This is a genomic window from Streptomyces sp. NPDC030245 (assembly GCF_055572995.1).
Genome location: NZ_JBVICF010000008.1, coordinates 332,232 through 349,485, shown reverse-complemented (window position 1 = coordinate 349,485; position 17,254 = coordinate 332,232). Strand labels below are relative to the sequence as shown.

Sequence of the window (17,254 nt, the reverse complement as noted above, 5' to 3'; positions counted from 1 at the left end):
TGCCCGCCGAGGAACCGGCGAGCGCGGGGTTGAGCATGCAAACGGCGTCCGCCGCGGGCCAGTTGTGGGGAGAACATGGACGAGGGGAAGCCCACGAAGGCGAATTGGTGGACCCGCCCCCGCCCCAAAGGACCGGCCCGTCCCGACCAGTCCACGCCGCCAACCGACCCCACCACTCGGTCGGCCCCGCACGACACCGCGCCGACTGAGCCCGGCGCTGCGGCGCAGGGTCCGGACGCTTCGGTGCAGGGCCCGTCGGCCCCGGAGCAGCCCTTCGCGACTCCGGCCGCGCACCCGGCCCCCACCACCCCGGCCGCCTCGCACGGCGACGCCACGCCGACCGAGCCCGGCGCTGCGGCGCAAGGCCCGGACGCCTCGGTGCAGGCCCCGTCGGCCCCGGAGCAGCCCTTCGCGACTTCGGCCGCGCACCCGGCGCCCACCACTCCGTCGGCCCCGCACGACACCGCGCCGACCGAGCCCGGCGCTCCGGCGCAGGGCCCGAACGCTTCGGTGCAGGCCCCGTCGGCCCCGGAGCAGCCCTTCGCGGCTCCGGCCGTGCACCCGGCGCCCACCGCTTCGGCCGCCTCGCACGGCGACGCCGCGTCGACCGAGCCCGGTGCTCCGGCGCAGGGCCGCCCGGACGCCTCCGCCCCGGGGCACAGTGGCGAGACCTCGTCCGTGTCGGGTGCCGGAGCGGGGTCGGGGCAGGCGGCCTCCGTTTCGGAGTCGCGGGGTCCGGAGGGCGGTGAGTCCATACCGGGGGCGGCTGCGGGTGCCGATGGTTTCTACGAGCAGGGTGTGGGTGCGGGAGTGGGCGGTCGGAGCAGGGATGCCGCGGATCGGCCTCGGCCGTTGCACGATCCGGATCCGTACGGCACGCCGCCGTACGGCGAGCCCGGCCCCTGGGCGCCCGCACCCCCGGTGCAGCACCCCGCGGCGACCCCGGCCCACGGCACACCGTTCTCCACGGCCCCGCAGGGCGCCACATCCGCGTACGGGACGCCCGCCCACGCGACTCCTGCCCACGGGACGCCCGCCCACGGCGCCGCGGGCTCCGGGCCGCTCCACGGCACCCCCGGTGCCGCCCAAGCCCCGGCCCCGACCCCACCCCCGTACGACACGCCCTCCCCGCCCCCGGCGCAGGGTGCGCCCCGACGCGCGTACGACCCCTGGAACGTGCCGTTGCAGCAGGTCGGGTCGCTGCCTCCGGAGACGGAGGAGAAGCGGCGGAAGCGGGGGCGGCGGGTGCTGCTCGTCGGGGTTGCGCTGATCGCTCTTGTCTCCGGGCTCATCGGCGGCGCGACCGGCGCGTATCTGGAGCGGAACGGCACGGGTGACGTCGAGCTCCGGCAGCCGGACGCCGACGAGTCCAAGGACCGCCCCAAGGGCAGCGTCGCCGGCATCGCCGCGGCCGCCCTCCCCGGCGTCGTGACGCTGCACGTCAGCGGCGGTTCCGCACAGGGCACCGGCACCGGCTTCGTCCTCGACGGCAAGGGCCACATCCTCACCAACAACCACGTCGTCGAACCCGCGGGCACCGGCGGCGAGGTATCCGTGACGTTCAGCGGCGGCGAGACCGCCAAGGCCGAGGTCGTCGGCCGCGACTCCGGCTACGACCTCGCGGTCGTCAAGGTGTCCGGCGTCCGCGGCCTGCGGCCCCTGACCCTCGGCAACTCGGAGAACGTCCAGGTCGGCGACCCCGTCGTGGCCATCGGCGCCCCCTTCGACCTGGAGAACACCGTCACCTCCGGGATCATCAGTGCCAAGGAGCGGCCCATCACCGCGGGCGGCGAGAAGGGCGACGGCAGCGACATCTCGTACGTCGACGCCCTCCAGACCGACGCGCCGATCAACCCCGGCAACTCGGGCGGTCCGCTGGTCGACTCCAAGGCACGCGTCATCGGCATCAACAGCGCCATACGCTCCGCGGACGACGGCTCCGAGCGGGGCGGCGGGCAGGCGGGCTCCATCGGCCTCGGCTTCGCCATCCCGATCAACCAGGGCAAGCGCGTCGCCGAAGAGCTGATCAACTTCGGCAGGGCGACGCACCCGGTGATAGGTGTCACGCTCGACACCCGGTACAACGGTGACGGCGCCCGCATCGCCGACAAGGGCAAGAACGGCGACCCCGCGGTCAACAAGAACGGACCGGGCGACCGGGCCGGTCTCCGGCCCGGCGACATCATCACCGAGGTCGACGGCCGCGCCGTGCACTCCAGCGACGAGCTGATCGTCAAGGTCCGCGCGCACCGCCCGAAGGACCGCCTGCGGCTGACGGTCGAACGCGCCGGCGACGAGCGCGACGTGACCCTGGTGCTCGGTTCGGCCGGCGGGAGCTGAGTAAAGGAGTGGCCAGGTCTGATCCGGCTTGTCGCGCAGCGGCTACCGGACAGACATCAGTGCCGGGTACCGTGGTCACGGTCCAGACCATGGACGACGACCTGTTGCCGACGACCTGCTGCGGGCTGAGGACATCGCAAGGAGCTCTAGGTGTTCAATGACATTGGCGCACTCGAGATAGTGGCGCTGGTCGTCCTCGCCGTGCTCATCTTCGGTCCGGACAAGCTGCCGAAGGTCATCCAGGACATCTCCCGCACGATCCGCAAGATCCGCGAGTTCTCCGACAGCGCGAAGGCGGACATCCGGGAGGAGCTGGGCCCGGAGTTCAAGGACTTCGAGTTCGAGGACCTGAACCCGAAGAAGTTCATCCGCAAGCAGCTCGACAACGACGAGCTCGGGCTCAAGGAGATCCGCAACGGCTTCGACCTGAAGAAGGAGATGAACGAGGTCGCGGACGCCGTGCACGGCCGCGACAGCGACTCCTCGGACGGCGGCTCGACGGCCCCGGCGACCGCGTCGGCTGCCTCGGGTGGCGGAGCCCGCGTCGACATGCGGAAGACGCCCGCGGAGGCCGAGAAGCCCGACGCCGACGGCCGTCCGCCGTTCGACGCGGACGCCACCTGAGCCCTCTCCTGAACTGCCGCCGCCAAGGGGTGTGGCTATCCTGCCTTGTTGTCCGGCGTGAGGACGCCCGAGGGGGGCGGGCCGCTCCGGACACCCGAGAGCGAGGAGGCGGCCGGGTACATGGAGACGACGAGTCGGGTAGGCGCACAGGTGCAGACCGCGGACGGCACCCCACAAGCGGTGCCCTCCGCCCGGCGCACGGTCGACGGCTACCTGCTGGCGCCCTTCCCCTGGTACGGCCTCGACGAGGCCTACACGGGGCAGCGCTGGCTGATGCAGGTCGGCACGTCGGCGGACGGTGCCGTGGAGCACGGTTCGATCGGACACGGTGACGAGCCGTCGGTCCGCGCCGAGGGCACCCTCGGCAACAGCGACAAGGAGCGCTTCGCGGTCGTGGTGACCGTCGCGGCCAACCCGGTGCGGCGCAGCGCGGACGGCACGGGCGTCCTCGAGGCCACCTCGGTCTCCTCGGCGGCCTGGCTCGCCGGGGTGGGCCTGCTCTCCTTCACCTGGCCCGGCCAGATGGACCACACGCTGCGCGACGACTGGCTGGACCAGCAGACGGAGACGGCCTGGTTCCTCGCCGACGACCTGGAGGGCGACGACTGGTCGTCGCTTTCGCTCCCGGTGGACGGGGTGCCGACCCCCTTCCACTACCGCGAGTCGGAGTACGGCTGGGTGCTCGCGGGCTCCACGAAGGAGGGCGTGCACCTGGGGGCGTACGGGCGCGGGATGAGCGCGTACGGTCTCGGCTTCTCCGTCGTCAAGGACATCGGCGCGTACGCCTAGCGCTCCGTGGGGCGCGTGGTCGTCTGCGGACCCGCTGTGGCCGGTCGCGCAGTTCCCCGCGCCCCTTCAGGGCGCTCCTGCGACTCAGAACTTGTTGCGCGGCGTGATGCCCAGGGACATGCCCGACAGGCCGCGCTGGCGGCCGCCCAGCTTGCCCGCGATGGCGCGCAGCGCCGCACCCGCCGGGGAGTCCGGGTCGGTCAGGACGACCGGCTTGCCCTCGTCGCCGCCCTCGCGCAGGCGGACGTCGATCGGGATGGAGCCGAGGACGGGCACCGACGCGCCCGTCGTCTTCGTGAGGCCCTCGGCGACCTTCTGGCCGCCGCCCGTGCCGAACACGTCGACCATCTCGTCGCAGTGCGGGCAGGGCAGCCCCGACATGTTCTCGACGACGCCGACGATCTTCTGGTGGGTCTGCACGGCGATGGAGCCGGCGCGCTCGGCGACCTCGGCCGCCGCCTGCTGAGGCGTCGTCACGACCAGGATCTCGGCGTTCGGGACGAGCTGCGCCACGGAGATCGCGATGTCGCCGGTGCCCGGCGGCAGGTCGAGGAGCAGCACGTCGAGGTCGCCCCAGAAGACGTCCGCGAGGAACTGCTGGAGCGCGCGGTGCAGCATCGGGCCGCGCCAGACGACCGGCGTGTTGCCCGGGGTGAACATGCCGATGGAGATGACCTTCACGCCGTTCGCGGACGGCGGCATGATCATGTTCTCGACCTGGGTGGGCTTGCCGTCGGCGCCCAGCATGCGCGGCACGGAGTGGCCGTAGATGTCGGCGTCGACGACGCCGACCTTCAGGCCGTCCGCGGCCATCGCGGCCGCGAGGTTCACCGTCACCGAGGACTTGCCGACGCCGCCCTTGCCGGACGCGACCGCGTAGACCCGGGTCAGGGAGCCGGGCTTGGCGAACGGCACCTCGCGCTCGGCGGTGCCGCCACGCAGCGCGGCCGCCAGCTCCTTGCGCTGCTCGTCGCTCATCACGTCCAGCGTCACGTCGACGCGCGTGACGCCTTCGACGGCCGCGACCGCGTCGGTCACGTTCTTCGTGATGGTCTCGCGCATCGGGCAGCCGGAGACCGTCAGGTACACGGTGACCGCTACCGCCCCATCGGCGGCGATATCCACCGATTTGACCATCCCCAACTCGGTGATGGGTCGCTGGATCTCCGGGTCGTTCACCGTCGCCAGTGCTTCACGCACCGCGTCTTCCGTAGCCATAGGACCGATAGTACGGCGCGGTAACCCCGCCCCGGGAAGGTCTGTCAGCGGTCGCCTACATCACTCCGGCGCGAGCCGTCCGCCGGGAATACCGCGCGGTGCTCCTCCAACTCCTTGACCAGGTCCTGGAGCTCGGAGCGGATCCAGTCGCGGGTCGCCACCTCGCCGAGGCCCATGCGCAGCGAGGCGATCTCGCGGGTGAGGTACTCGGTGTCCGCGATGGACCGCTCGTTCTGCTTGCGGTCCTGCTCCAGATTGACGCGGTCGCGGTCGTCCTGGCGGTTCTGCGCGAGGAGGATCAGCGGGGCCGCGTACGACGCCTGGAGCGACAGCATCAGGGTGAGGAAGATGAACGGGTACTGGTCGAAGCGCAGGTGGTCGGGGGCCGCGACGTTCCACACCACCCACAGGATGATGACGACCGTCATCCAGACGATGAACCTGCCGGTGCCCAGGAACCGCGCGATCCGCTCGGAGAGCCGCCCGAAGGCCTCCGGGTCGTAGTCGGGCAGGAGCTTGGGGCGCGGGTTCCTCGGCTGGTCGAGACGGAATCGGGGGCTCCGCGACTCGGCGCGGCTCTCGCGCTCGCGGTCAGCTGCCATGGTCCGCCTCTTCCTCCTCCAAGTGGAACTCCGTCTCGCGCCAGTCTTCCGGCAGCATGTGGTCGAGTACGTCGTCGACGGTGATCGCGCCGAGCAGCGAGCCGCCCTCGTCGACGACGGGCGCCGCCACCATGTCGTACGTCGCGAAGTACCCGGCGACGACGGGCAGCGTGGTGCCCGGCGCCAGCGGCAGCAGATCGTCGTCGAGGATCGAGCCGACCAGGGTGTACGGCGGGTCGCGCAGCAGCCGCTGGAAGTGCACCGTGCCCAGGTACTTGCCCGTCGGCGTCTCGTCCGGCGGGCGGCACACGTACACCTGCGCGGCGAGCGCGGGGGAGAGGTCCTGCTGGCGGACGCGCGCGAGGGCGTCGGCGACCGTCGCGTCGGGCCGCAGCACGATCGGCTCGGTCGTCATCATGCCGCCGGCCGTGCGCTCCTCGTACGCCATCAGACGCCGCACGTCGGCCGCGTCGCCCGGCTGCATCAGGGTGAGCAGCCGTTCCTTGTCGTCCTCGGGCAGCTCGGCGAGGAGGTCGGCGGCGTCGTCGGGGTCCATGGCCTCCAGGACGTCGGCGGCGCGCTCCTCCTTGAGCTTGCCGAGGATCTCGATCTGGTCGTCCTCGGGGAGCTCCTCCAGGACGTCGGCGAGCCGGTCGTCGTCGAGGGCAGCGGCGACCTCGGCCCGACGCTTGGGGGTGAGGTGGTGCAGGACGTTGGCGAGGTCGGCGGGGCGCAGCTGTTCGAAGGTGGCGAGAAGGGTCTCGGCGCCCTGGCCGTGCTCCTCCACGGAGAAGCCGTCGACGGCGGACCAGTCGACGGTGAGGGTCTCGCCCTTGCGGCGGAACGTTCCGCCCTTTCCCTTCCGCGCGAAGACCCGGTCGATCTCCCAGTCGCGGCGCGCGGGGAGCTGCTGGACGGAGACGTCGAGGACGGTGACCTCCTCGCCCGTCTCGATGAGCCGCACCCGCCGGTCCAGCATCTCGCCGAGGACGAGGCGCTCGGTGGGCCGCTGCTCGAAGCGCCGCACGTTCAGGACGCCGGTGGTGATGACCTGGCCCGACTCGATGCCGGTGACGCGGGTCATCGGCAGGAAGATGTGGCGCCGGGTGGCGAGCTCGACGACGAGGCCGAGCAGCCTGGGCGGCCGTCTGCCGACCCTGAGCATCGCCACCAGGTCGCGGACCCGGCCCACCTGGTCGCCGTTGGGGTCGAAGACGGGGACGCCGGAGAGGTGCGAGACGAAGACCCTGGGGGCGCCTGCCGCCATGCGCGCGCCTCCTTCTGGTCGGGGTTTACATGCTGGTTCGTCCGTCAATACGGGCTTCAGGCTAGCCCGTCCCGGTCGGACACGCCCCGGCGGAGGGTCCGGAAGGACTGCGGCCGTTTGACTCGCCCGGCACAGGTACGCTGCCGTACTGCCGTAGCCGTAGAGGTCGTCCGCACGAGAGGCAGCGCCACCTGTGACCGCACTTCCCCTGGCCAGCCGTGCCCGCAGGGCAGCCTTCGTGAGCGCGCTGTGCGCGGGCCTGGTCGCGGCGGCCACGAGCCTGACGGGTTGCAGCAGCGGCGGCGGCGAGGATCCGGACGCGGGCACGAACGGCGTCGGGAAGCTCTCCGCGGCGAAGATCCAGGGCAAGGCGGGCCGGGCGGCCGAGGCGGCGTCGGCGGTGCGGCTCTCCGGCACGGTGGTCAGCAAGAACCACACGTACACCCTCGACATGCGCCTCAAGGGCGAGGGCGGCACCGGCTCGGTCACCTCGAAGGGGCAGACGTTCCAGCTGCTGCGCATCGGCGAGGAGCTGTACCTGAAGGCGGGCTCGGAGTTCTGGACGCACGACAGCGACAAGGGCGACGGCAGTCCCGGGCAGGCCGACGAGACGGCCGCGGCCAAGCTCGACGGCAAGTACGTGAAGGTCCCCGAGGGCGACCCCGCCTACCAGCAGCTGAGCGGCTTCACGGACAAGGACAAGCTCCTCGACGGCATGCTCACGCTGCACGGCAAGCTCGCCAAGGGCGACCGCGGCACGACGGGCCGGCTCCGCAGCATCAAGATCACCGGCGGCGAGGGCGCGGGCGGCACGCTCTCCGTCTCCCTGGAGGGCAAGCCCTACCCCCTGCGCCTGGAGCGCGGCGGCCACGCGGGCACCCTCAAACTCACCGACTGGGACAAGGACTTCCCGCTCCAGGAGCCGGGCAAGGACGAGATGGTCGACTACGGGAAGCAACTCCCGACCTCGTGAGGAGGAAGCAAGCCCCGCAGGGGCGAGCTTCCAGGGGCGCGGGGAACCGCGCGACCAGCCACAGCGCACCCGCAGAGCGAAGCAGCCCGCCCCTCAACGGCGCTTACGCCGGAAAAGCAGCCGAGGCAGCCCACCGGGCAACGCCTCACGCGTAGTGACCCCCGTGGCCAGCGGCGCAGTCGCGAGAGACGTCGACGGCAGCTCCGTCGTCACGTCACGCGGAGTGAGCCGCACGATGCGGCACTGCTCGGCCCACCGCACGGTGACCCGCTCGGCATCCGGCGCGTTCAACCGCTTGCCCTTCAGCTCGGCGGCAGCGGCCTCCCACTCCTCGGAGCCGGGCGCCAGCTCACGCACGTCCGCCGTCCAGGCGACGACGCGTCCGCCCTTGTCCTTGCTGCGCACCGTCACCTCGGCGGTGCCGCCGTCGACGAGGCCGGGCAGCGGCTGCTCGCCGGGCCCGTCGCCGACGAGGTGCACGGCGCCCTCGTGCCAGATGTGCCAGAGCGCCCGGTCGGGCGAGCCCTCGCCCCGGACCCAGATGAGACCGGACTTCTTCGTGGCCTCCTCGACGAGGGCGCGGTCGAGCAACGGGTCAGCAGTCATGGGCGGCAGCCTACCGAGTGGGGGTCACAGCCAGCCGTTGCGCTTGAGGGTCCGGTGGATCGCGAAGCAGACGCCGCCGATGAAGGCGAGCACCATCGGATAGCCGTAGCGCCACTGCAACTCGGGCATGTGCTCGAAGTTCATGCCGTAGACCCCGCAGACGGCCGTCGGCACGGCGATGATCGCCGCCCACGAGGTGATCTTGCGCATGTCCTCGTTCTGCGCGACGGCGGCCTGCGCGAGGTTGGCCTGGAGGATCGAGTTGAGCAGCTCGTCGAAGCCGATGACCTGTTCCTGGACGCGCGTGAGGTGGTCGGCGACGTCCCGGAAGTACTTCTGGATGTCGGGGTCGACGAGCCGCATGGGCCGCTCGCTGAGCAGCAGCATGGGCCGCAGGAGCGGGGAGACGGCCCTCTTGAACTCCAGGACCTCGCGCTTGAGCTGGTAGATCCGCCCGGCGTCGACGCCGCGCGAGGTTCCCTTGCCCTTGCTCGGCGCGGAGAAGACCTCGCTCTCCACGTCGTCGATGTCGTCCTGCATGGCGTCGGCGACCGCGATGTACCCGTCGACGACGTGGTCGGCGATGGTGTGCAGGACGGCCGACGGGCCCTTGGCGAGCAGCTCGGGGTCCTCCTGGAGGCGGCGCCGCAGGGCGCGCAGCGAGCCGTGGCCGCCGTGCCGGACGGTGATGAAGAAGTCCCGGCCGGTGAAGCACATCACCTCGCCGGTCTCGACGACCTCGCTCGTGGCGGTGAGCTCGGTGTGCTCCACGTAGTGGATGGTCTTGAAGACGGTGAACAGCGTGTCGTCGTACCGCTCCAGCTTGGGGCGCTGGTGGGCGTGGACGGCGTCCTCGACGGCGAGCGGGTGCAGCCCGAACTCGGCGGCGATACCGGCGAATTCGGCCTCGGTCGGCTCGTGCAGGCCGATCCAGGCGAAGCCGCCCTGGCGGCGCACCTCCAGCATCGCCTCGTGCGGGCTGAGGGCGTCGGCGCACTCCAGGCGCCGACCGTCGCGGTAGACGGCGCAGTCGACGACGGCCGACGCGGCGTCACGGGTCGCGTCGTAGGTGTCGTACGACGCGGGGGAGGAGGGGTAGGCGGTGCCGTCCTTGCGCAGTGAGGGGCGGACGGCGGCACGAAGGTCGCGGATCATCGACATGGGCAGGCTCCTTCGAAGGAGGCCGCCTGCGACGGTTGGAACTGCCCGGAATGGGGACGTCCTACTGCGTAGATGTTTGGCACGTCCACAAAGCGGGGAGCACCGCACCGTCGCGGTGGCAGCTTCGCTACTGACACAGATCAGGAAACTCAGACAGATCAGGTGGGAACGAAGTGCTCTTCCGTCGCACACGGCACGAACAGTGCTCGCGGTGCGTGTGTGTGCTTGCGCAGCTGTCGAGCTGCGACATTCACCGGGCGGAAGAGCGGGTGGTACTGCACGGTCGACTTCGGTCCATTGCAGCCCCACCTCCTCCGGCCGGTCCCCCGTAAGGGAAGTCCCATGCGCCCTTCACGCCAGTGGCGCAAAGTCAGTGTCTGTCCGCAGGGCTTGAAAGCGACGCTTCTGCGTGCTGCCCTGAGCCAGCGGCCAACACTATCAGCCGACTGAAGTGTCAAGCCCCCGCTTTGCCGTTCCCTGACGAGTTCTATGCTCGCGTCATGGCTGATGTTCTTGCGCTGGTCGAGGCCCGTCTCCGCACTGGCCTGGGGGAACCGGACGCGCGCGCCGCGGTGACCTTCCTCGGGACGGACCGCTTCGAAGTGCTGCGGTTCACGGACGGTGACGTGGTGCGCTATGCCACGCTCGGGATGTCCGCCCAGCCGATGGCCGATCCCACCGCCGCGCTCGCCGATCCGGTCAAGGGCCCGCGCGCCGAGCTCGTGTTGTCGGTACGAGGGGGCCGCGCCGACACGGACAAGGTGCTGCGGCCGCTCGCGGTCCTCGCCGCCTCGCCGCAGGTGGAGGGGTTGATCGTGACGCCCGGTGCGTCGCTGGACGTGGGCGAACCGCTCTGGCCGGGCGCGCCGTTCACCTCGGTGCTCGTCGCGGAGTCCGGCGGCCTCGTCGAGGACCTCGATCTCGACGCGCCCATGGAGCCCGTCCGGTTCCTGCCGCTGCTCCCCATGACGCCGAACGAGGCGGCGTGGAAGCGGGTGCACGGCGCGGCGGCGCTGCGCGAGCGCTGGCTGAACAGCGGTACGGACCTGCGCGATCCGCTGCGCAAGTCCGTGACCCTGGACTGAAGTCCGGCCGCGGTTCGCTCAGTTGGCGAAGACCGTGACGCCGTCCTCGGTGGCGTGCCGCGGTTCCAGCTCCTCGGCCTCGTGCGTGAGGGCGTTCCTGCGCACCCACACCACGGCCGCGCCGAGCACCGCCGTGACGGCCGCGACCACGAACGGGATGTGGATGTCGCTCCACTCCTCGATCTTCGGTGCGAAGAACGGCGCGGCGGCGGCCGCGAACCAGCGGACGAAGTTGTAGCCGGCGCTGGCCACCGGGCGCGGTGCGTCGGAGACCCCCAGGGCGAGCTCGGTGTAGACGGTGTTGTTCACGCCGATGAAGGCGCCGGACAGGATGGTGCAGACGACGGCGACCGCGTGGTTTCCGTACCCGAGCACCAGGACGTCGGCGGCGAGCAGCACCAGGGAGCTGCCGAGCACCTTCAGCGAGCCGAACCGTGCCTGGAGCCGGGGCGCCACGAGGACGGAGAACACCGCGAGGAGCACGCCCCAGGCGAAGAAGACCGCGCCCGACCTGTACGGGGACATGTTCAGGACGAACGGCGTGAAGGCCAGCACGGTGAAGAACGTGTAGTTGTAGAAGAAGGCGGAGGCGGCCGCGGAGGCGAGCCCGCCGTGGCCGAGCGCCTTGACCGGGTCGAGCAGCGACGTCTTCCGCGCGGGCTTCGGCTGTTCCTTGAGGAACGCGGTGATGCAGAGGAAGCCGATCGCCATCAGGACCGCGGTGCCGAAGAACGGGTAGCGCCAGCTGGCGTCGCCGAGCAGGGCGCCGACGAGCGGGCCGCAGGCCATGCCGAGGCCGAGCGCCGACTCGTACAGCAGGATCGCGGCGGCGCTGCCGCCCGCCGCCGCGCCGACGATGACGGCGAGGGCGGTCGACACGAAGAGCGCGTTGCCGAGTCCCCAGCCCGCGCGGAAGCCGACGAGCTCACCGACCGACCCGGAGGTGCCGGAGAGGGCCGCGAAGACCACGACGAGCGCGAGGCCGAGCAGCAGGGTCTTCCTGCCGCCGATGCGGCTGGAGACGAAGCCGGTGACCAGCATCGCGACGGCGGTGATCAGGAAGTACGAGGTGAACAGGAGGGAGACCTGGCTGGCGCTCGCGTCGAGGCCCTTGGCGATGGAGGGCAGGATCGGGTCGACGAGCCCGATGCCCATGAAGGCCACGACGGACGCGCCGGCCGTCGCCCAGACGGCCTTCGGCTGCCGCAGCAGGCTGCCCGCCCCGGCGTCGAACGGGTCCCCTTCGGCGAGACCTCCTGTGCTGCTGTTCATACAGCCGCTCCTTCACTGCTTCCGCTGCCTCCACGGAAGTCGTTGACGTATGCACATATTAAGTTAGCGAGGCTAAATGATGCAAGCTACACCTAGTTTTCCCCGGTGACGGCGCCACCGGACGGGTGATCGTCCTTGACGGGGCGGCGACCGGGGAGGACCGTTGGGCGCTATGAGGGGCGAACCCAGTTGCCCGAAGTGTGGTGGCCGGGTCAGGGCTCCCGGTCTCTTTGCCGACTCCTGGCAGTGCGATGTGCACGGCACCGTGCACCCGCTACAGCCCGTGATCCCGCCCAGCGTCGAGGCTCTCCAGGTCGTGGTGCACCGGGCGCAGGTCCCGGTGTGGATGCCGTGGCCCCTGCCGGTCGGCTGGCTGTTCACGGGCGTGGCCTGCGCGGGGGACGACAGGAGCGGCGGCCGTGCGACGGCGGTGGCCTGCTCCGGGCCCGCGCCGCTCGGCGGCGTCGGGGAGCTGGTGCTCGTCGCCGAGGAGCTCGGCGTCGGCCTCGGTGCGCGGTACGCCGGCATCGACGGCCCCGACCCCGGCCCTCACATGAGCGTCGAGAAGCCACCTCAGACGAAGGTCCTCGCCGCCGGCCGGCCGACGCCGATGTGGCACGTCTCGGGGACGCCGGACGACCGCGCGGTCTTCGCGGGCGAGGCGCGCGGACTGTGGCTGTGGGCCATCGCGTGGCCGGAGCAGTCGGGCCTGCTGATGTACGACGAGCTGGTCCTCACCGACCTGCGGGACGCGGGCGCGGAAGTGGATCTGCTGCCGTGCGGGGCACTGTCGCCGCGGTTGCTGACGCCGTGAGGCACGGCAGGGCGGGGTAAGAGGTGGGGCGTCGGGGGGGGGGAGTTGGGCCTCGGGGGGCGTGGGGTGTCGGGGGAGAACCGGGCCTCGGGGGCGTGGGGTGTCGGGGGAGAGCCGGGCCTCGGGGAGCGTGGGGCGGGCGTGTCGTGAGGGACGCCTCTCCGGGAGCGGGCCGAGAAGCGGCCGGCGCCCGTTATCCTTGAGCGTCCCCCTCGTCCGCCCCGTCAGAGCACTGGAGCCAGCGTCGTGCGCATCGATCTGCACACCCACTCCACCGCGTCCGACGGCACGGACACCCCGGCCGAGCTGGTCCGCAACGCGGCAGCGGCCGGTCTCGACGTCGTCGCGCTGACCGACCACGACACCACCCGGGGGTACGCCGAGGCGAAGCGGGCCCTGCGCGAGCTGCCGACGGGGCTGACCCTCGTGACCGGCGCCGAGCTCTCCTTCAAGCTCGACGGCATGGGCCTGCACATGCTGGCCTACCTCTTCGACCCCGACGAGCCCGAGCTGGCCCGCGAGTGCGAGCTGGTCAGGGACGACCGGGTGCCGCGCGCGAAAGAGATGATCGGCAAGCTCCAGGGGCTCGGCGTGCCGGTGACCTGGGAGCAGGTCGCGCGGATCGCGGGCGACGGTTCGGTCGGCCGGCCGCACATCGCGGAGGCGCTCGTCGAGCTGGGCGTCGTGCCCACCGTCTCCGACGCCTTCACGCCTGAGTGGCTCGCCGACGGCGGCCGCGCGTTCGCCGACAAGCACGAGCTCGACCCGTTCGACGCGATCCGCCTGGTCAAGGCGGCCGGCGGCGTCACCGTCTTCGCGCACCCCGGCGCCAGCAAGCGGGGCAGGATCGTCTCCGAGTCCGTGATCGCCGAACTCGCGGCCGCGGGCCTCGACGGCATCGAGGTCGACCACATGGACCACACGCCCGAGACCCGCACCCGCCTGCGCGCGCTCGCGGGGGAGCTCGGCCTCCTGGTCACCGGCTCCAGCGACTACCACGGCAGCCGCAAGACGTGCGTGCTCGGGGAGTTCACCACCGACCCCGAGATCTACGGCGAGATCACCCGCCGGGCGACGGGGGCGTTCCCCGTGCCGGGCGCGGGCGGAAACCCGGCCGCGTAGCGGTCGCCTTCACCACGCTTCACCGCGCTTCACTCCGCTCCACCACACTCCGCTCCGCGCTCCACCGCACCGCGCCGTACTCCGCTTCACCGGCGCGCGGTGGTGGCCGCCGTGCGCGTGCGCCAGGAGCGGCCCGCAACGGCTCCTCTGCCCACGCTCCGTATCCCCCTGCACCGCTCGACCCTTCTCACCTGCTCACCCCTTCGTACGACTCTCTGCAAGGCCATCACTGTGTTCGACGTCGCCGTTTTCGGATCCCTCTTTCTCACGCTTTTCGTGATTATGGACCCCCCTGGTATCACCCCGATCTTCCTCGGTCTGACCGCGGGCCGCCCCGCCAAGGTGCAGCAGCGGATGGCCTTCCAGGCCGTGTGCGTCGCCTTCGGCGTGATCACGGTCTTCGGCGTCGTGGGTCACCAGATCCTCGACTACCTGCATGTCTCCGTCCCCGCGCTGATGATCGCGGGCGGCCTGCTGCTGCTCCTGATCGCGCTCGACCTGCTCACCGGCAAGACGGACGAGCCGAAGCAGACCAAGGACGTCAATGTCGCGCTGGTGCCGCTCGGCATGCCGCTGCTCGCGGGGCCCGGCGCGATCGTCTCGGTGATCCTGGCGGTCCAGGACGCGGACAGCGTCGGTACGCAGCTCTCCGTCTGGGCGGCGATCGTGGCCATGCACGTGGTGCTGTGGCTGGTGATGCGGTACTCGCTGCTGATCATCCGGGTCATCAAGGACGGCGGTGTGGTGCTCGTGACGCGGCTCGCGGGCATGATGCTCTCCGCGATCGCGGTGCAGCAGATCATCAACGGCGTCACGCAGGTGATCAAGGGCGGCTGAGCGCCGTCGGATCCCGGGGCCTTCGCGGTCCCGGACACACGAAGGGCCCCCGTACGGCGTGCGTACGGGGGCCCTGCGACGTCTGCGTTATGAGGCCGAGGTGTCGGCCGGGCGGATGTAGATGCGCTGGCCGATCGCTGCGGCCTGCTGCACGATCCGATTGACGGAGGCGGCGTCCACGACGGTGCTGTCCACGGCGGTGCCGTCGACGTCGTCGAGTCGCATGATTTCGAAGCGCATGAGGGGCTTCTCCCTTCGTCTGGTCATCCTCCTGCAAGGAGAACTGCTGGGTTCTTGCGGTGTCTTCCTGACGGGTACAACGAGTTGCCTCGTGCAAACATTCCCTACGCTAAAGAAATTTTTCGAGAACCTAATTACTTGCGAGTAGCGGGAGCGGTTGTGTTCGCAGCGTGACGGGCGGGAGACTGGGAACGATATGAACGACGCCGACCAGGACGCCGACCCCGGCGCAGCGGACCTCAATACGGTCGACCTCAGTGCGGCCGATCTCGGTGTGGCCGACATCAGCGCTCAGCTGGAACGCACCAACAGCCTGCTCGAGCGCATGCTCGCCGAGGTGGCGAAGACCCCGTCCACGCACGCGATCTTCGTTGACGCCGGGTATCTGTACGCTGCCGCGGGCCGGCTCGTCACCGGGGTCACCGAGGACCGGCGGGCCTTCGACGTCGACGCGGAGGGCCTCATCGAGGCGCTCATCGACAAGGCCCGCACGATCTTCGCGGACAGCAGGCTGCTCCGCGTCTACTGGTACGACGGGGCGAGGCGCCGCATCCATACGGCCGAACAGCAGTCGATCGCCGAGCTGCCCGACGTCAAGGTCAGGCTCGGCAACCTCAACGCCAACAACCAGCAGAAGGGCGTCGACTCCCTGATCCGGAGCGACCTGGAGTCACTGGCCAGGCACCGCGCCATCAGCGACGCGGCGCTCATCGGCGGCGACGAGGACCTGGTCTCGGCGGTCGAGGCGGCACAGGGGTACGGCGCGCGGGTCCACCTGTGGGGCATCGAGGCGCCCGACGGCCGCAATCAGGCGGAGGCGCTGCTGTGGGAGGTCGACAGCCAGCGCACGTTCGACCTCGACTTCTTCAAGCCGTACGTCACGCGCCGCGTCGTCACGCCGCACGAGGCGGGCGCCGCCGCGCACCGCCCCTCCCGCGACGACGTCCGCTTCGTCGGCGCGCAGATCGCCGCGAAGTGGCTCGGGGCGCGGGGCCGCGAGGCACTGGTGGGCCTGCTGCCGGGCCACCCCTATCTGCCCGGCTCGGTGGACCAGGACCTCCTGGTGGAGGCGGAGCGGCTGCTTCAGTACTCACTGCGGGGCCAGTCGGATCTGCGCAGGGCGTTGCGGGACGGGTTCTGGGAGCACTTGCAGGCGCAGTACTGAGTCCTGCGCCGTCTGCCGTTTCCTGCGACCGGCCTCTCAGTACCGGTTCCAGAAGTCGATGAGGGCTGCCGCCGTCTCCGCGGGGCGGTCGGTGTTGGGGGAGTGCTCGGCGCCGTGGATCACCGTGCGGTGGGCCGCCAGGCGCTCGGCCATGTCGTCCAGGAGTGGCACGGGCCAGGTGTCGTCACGCTCGCCCGAGATCACGTGCTTGGGCAGCGGCAGGGCGGCGAGCTCGGCCACGCGGTCCGGCTCGGTGGACAGCTGCCTGCCGGTGGCGATGAGCTGGGCGGGGATGTGCCGCAGCCAGCGGGCCCGCAGGGCCTCACTGTCGTCGTCGCCAGCTTGGTCGGCAGCCTGGTCGACGGTCCGGTCGGCGGTCCGTTCGTCACCCGTCTGCGCGTCCTGCGGGGGCGGCGGCTCCATGGCCTGCATCGCCTCCCACACCTCGGCCATGGACAGCGCCGCGACGGCGTCCGCCAGCATCTTGGCGCGCTCCTGCTGCACGGGGGCGATCGCGGCGGGGCCCGAGGACATGAGGGTGAGAGTGGCGAAGGCACGGGGGTCGAGCAGTACGGCCGCTCGGGCGATCTGACCGCCGAGGGAGTGGCCGAGGAGGTGCAGGGGCTGCGGACGGGAAGGGGCGCCGGCGTCCCCGGCGCCCGCCAGTACCGCCGCCCCCTGGGCCAGGACATCCTGCGCCAACTCGCCCTGGGCGTACGCCGATTCGTCGTCCGGGCCCGGCGTCTCGTACTGGCCGCGACCGTCCACGGCCACCGCGCGGTAGCCGGCGTCGGCGAGCGGCTCCAGGAGGGCGATGAAGTCCTCCTTGCTCCCGGTGAACCCGGGCAGCAGGAGGACGGTCCCCCTGCGTCGGACACCCGCCGCCGGTACCGCGTCGAGCACGGCGAAGTCACCACGGGCGGTACGGAGGGCGTACGCGGTCGCGCACGGGGGCGGGACGAAGGTCGGGGGCCTGCTCATGAGCCGAGGCTAACGGGTCGGCGGAACGGGGCGACAGCGAGTGCGTCGTCCACCGGGGGCGGTGCGCCGGTGGGCCCGCGTACGTCCGCCCTCGGGGCTGCGGGCGCTGCTGTGGTCGGCGAGCGTGTGCCGTCCATGGAGGCCCGTTCATCGTGGGG

General features: G+C 71.4%; 17 protein-coding genes. 9 read left to right on the top strand and 8 right to left on the bottom strand.

The annotated features are described in order from the left end of the window. The first annotated feature begins 243 nt into the window (after positions 1-243). From ACZ4Z4_RS23165 to ACZ4Z4_RS23155, 3 genes are all read left to right on the top strand, one after another. On the top strand, positions 244-2,340 hold the full coding sequence (locus ACZ4Z4_RS23165) for a trypsin-like peptidase domain-containing protein (RefSeq protein ID WP_468330230.1): 2,097 nt from the start codon (positions 244-246) through the stop codon (positions 2,338-2,340). A 150-nt stretch (positions 2,341-2,490) separates the two neighbouring features. Beyond that, entirely contained in the window at positions 2,491-2,964 is a 474-nt protein-coding gene (locus tag ACZ4Z4_RS23160) for a sec-independent translocase (RefSeq protein ID WP_468330227.1), read from the top strand. Positions 2,965-3,084: 120 nt separating this feature from the next. Beyond that, on the top strand, positions 3,085-3,753 hold the full coding sequence (locus ACZ4Z4_RS23155; protein WP_468330224.1) for a hypothetical protein: 669 nt from the start codon (positions 3,085-3,087) through the stop codon (positions 3,751-3,753). 84 nt (positions 3,754-3,837) lie between these two features. On the opposite strand, the gene ACZ4Z4_RS23150 is transcribed toward ACZ4Z4_RS23155, so the two are convergent. Genes ACZ4Z4_RS23150 through ACZ4Z4_RS23140 form a run of 3 tightly spaced genes read right to left on the bottom strand, consistent with a single transcriptional unit; the run spans position 3,838 to position 6,840 of the window. Next, positions 3,838-4,971 carry an Mrp/NBP35 family ATP-binding protein gene (locus ACZ4Z4_RS23150; RefSeq protein ID WP_468330221.1) on the bottom strand — a complete coding sequence of 378 codons (1,134 nt, stop codon included), beginning with the start codon at positions 4,969-4,971 and terminating at the stop codon, positions 3,838-3,840. Between the two features lie 44 nt (positions 4,972-5,015). Further along, positions 5,016-5,573, bottom strand: a complete 558-nt coding sequence (locus tag ACZ4Z4_RS23145; RefSeq protein WP_468330218.1) for a DUF1003 domain-containing protein — start codon at positions 5,571-5,573, stop codon at positions 5,016-5,018. Further along, complete coding sequence (locus ACZ4Z4_RS23140; RefSeq protein ID WP_468330215.1) at positions 5,563-6,840, bottom strand: magnesium transporter MgtE N-terminal domain-containing protein; 1,278 nt, start codon at positions 6,838-6,840, stop codon at positions 5,563-5,565. Before ACZ4Z4_RS23140 ends, ACZ4Z4_RS23145 begins: the two co-directional genes overlap by 11 nt. A 193-nt stretch (positions 6,841-7,033) precedes the next feature. Here ACZ4Z4_RS23140 and ACZ4Z4_RS23135 point away from each other — a divergent pair, with 193 nt between their 5' ends. After that, on the top strand, positions 7,034-7,813 hold the full coding sequence (locus ACZ4Z4_RS23135; RefSeq protein ID WP_468330212.1) for a hypothetical protein: 780 nt from the start codon (positions 7,034-7,036) through the stop codon (positions 7,811-7,813). A 93-nt stretch (positions 7,814-7,906) separates the two neighbouring features. Here ACZ4Z4_RS23135 and ACZ4Z4_RS23130 read toward each other — a convergent pair whose 3' ends face one another. Then, entirely contained in the window at positions 7,907-8,419 is a 513-nt protein-coding gene (locus ACZ4Z4_RS23130; RefSeq protein ID WP_468330210.1) for a hypothetical protein, read from the bottom strand. Between the two features lie 24 nt (positions 8,420-8,443). After that, complete coding sequence (locus tag ACZ4Z4_RS23125; protein WP_468330207.1) at positions 8,444-9,580, bottom strand: magnesium and cobalt transport protein CorA; 1,137 nt, start codon at positions 9,578-9,580, stop codon at positions 8,444-8,446. 500 nt (positions 9,581-10,080) lie between these two features. Between ACZ4Z4_RS23125 and ACZ4Z4_RS23120 the strand changes: the two genes are divergently transcribed. Next, positions 10,081-10,665 (top strand): suppressor of fused domain protein, encoded by a 585-nt coding sequence (locus ACZ4Z4_RS23120; protein WP_468330204.1) that lies wholly within the window; start codon positions 10,081-10,083, stop codon positions 10,663-10,665. Positions 10,666-10,683: 18 nt separating this feature from the next. On the opposite strand, the gene ACZ4Z4_RS23115 is transcribed toward ACZ4Z4_RS23120, so the two are convergent. Further along, on the bottom strand, positions 10,684-11,937 hold the full coding sequence (locus ACZ4Z4_RS23115) for an MFS transporter (RefSeq protein ID WP_468330201.1): 1,254 nt from the start codon (positions 11,935-11,937) through the stop codon (positions 10,684-10,686). 172 nt (positions 11,938-12,109) lie between these two features. On the opposite strand from ACZ4Z4_RS23115, the gene ACZ4Z4_RS23110 reads away from it, so the two are divergent. The 3 genes from ACZ4Z4_RS23110 (at position 12,110) to ACZ4Z4_RS23100 (ending at position 14,710) form a co-directional block, all read left to right on the top strand. Beyond that, positions 12,110-12,751 carry a DUF6758 family protein gene (locus ACZ4Z4_RS23110; RefSeq protein WP_055565199.1) on the top strand — a complete coding sequence of 214 codons (642 nt, stop codon included), beginning with the start codon at positions 12,110-12,112 and terminating at the stop codon, positions 12,749-12,751. A 246-nt stretch (positions 12,752-12,997) separates the two neighbouring features. Next, positions 12,998-13,873 (top strand): PHP domain-containing protein, encoded by an 876-nt coding sequence (locus ACZ4Z4_RS23105; protein ID WP_468330197.1) that lies wholly within the window; start codon positions 12,998-13,000, stop codon positions 13,871-13,873. 231 nt (positions 13,874-14,104) lie between these two features. Continuing rightward, positions 14,105-14,710 carry a MarC family protein gene (locus ACZ4Z4_RS23100; protein ID WP_398300908.1) on the top strand — a complete coding sequence of 202 codons (606 nt, stop codon included), beginning with the start codon at positions 14,105-14,107 and terminating at the stop codon, positions 14,708-14,710. Between the two features lie 87 nt (positions 14,711-14,797). Here ACZ4Z4_RS23100 and ACZ4Z4_RS23095 read toward each other — a convergent pair whose 3' ends face one another. Further along, positions 14,798-14,950 (bottom strand): hypothetical protein, encoded by a 153-nt coding sequence (locus ACZ4Z4_RS23095; protein ID WP_167359504.1) that lies wholly within the window; start codon positions 14,948-14,950, stop codon positions 14,798-14,800. Positions 14,951-15,146: 196 nt separating this feature from the next. Between ACZ4Z4_RS23095 and ACZ4Z4_RS23090 the strand changes: the two genes are divergently transcribed. Further along, on the top strand, positions 15,147-16,115 hold the full coding sequence (locus ACZ4Z4_RS23090) for an NYN domain-containing protein (protein ID WP_468330194.1): 969 nt from the start codon (positions 15,147-15,149) through the stop codon (positions 16,113-16,115). Between the two features lie 36 nt (positions 16,116-16,151). Here ACZ4Z4_RS23090 and ACZ4Z4_RS23085 read toward each other — a convergent pair whose 3' ends face one another. Continuing rightward, positions 16,152-17,096, bottom strand: a complete 945-nt coding sequence (locus ACZ4Z4_RS23085) for an alpha/beta fold hydrolase (protein ID WP_468330191.1) — start codon at positions 17,094-17,096, stop codon at positions 16,152-16,154. Between the last annotated feature and the right edge of the window lie 158 nt (positions 17,097-17,254).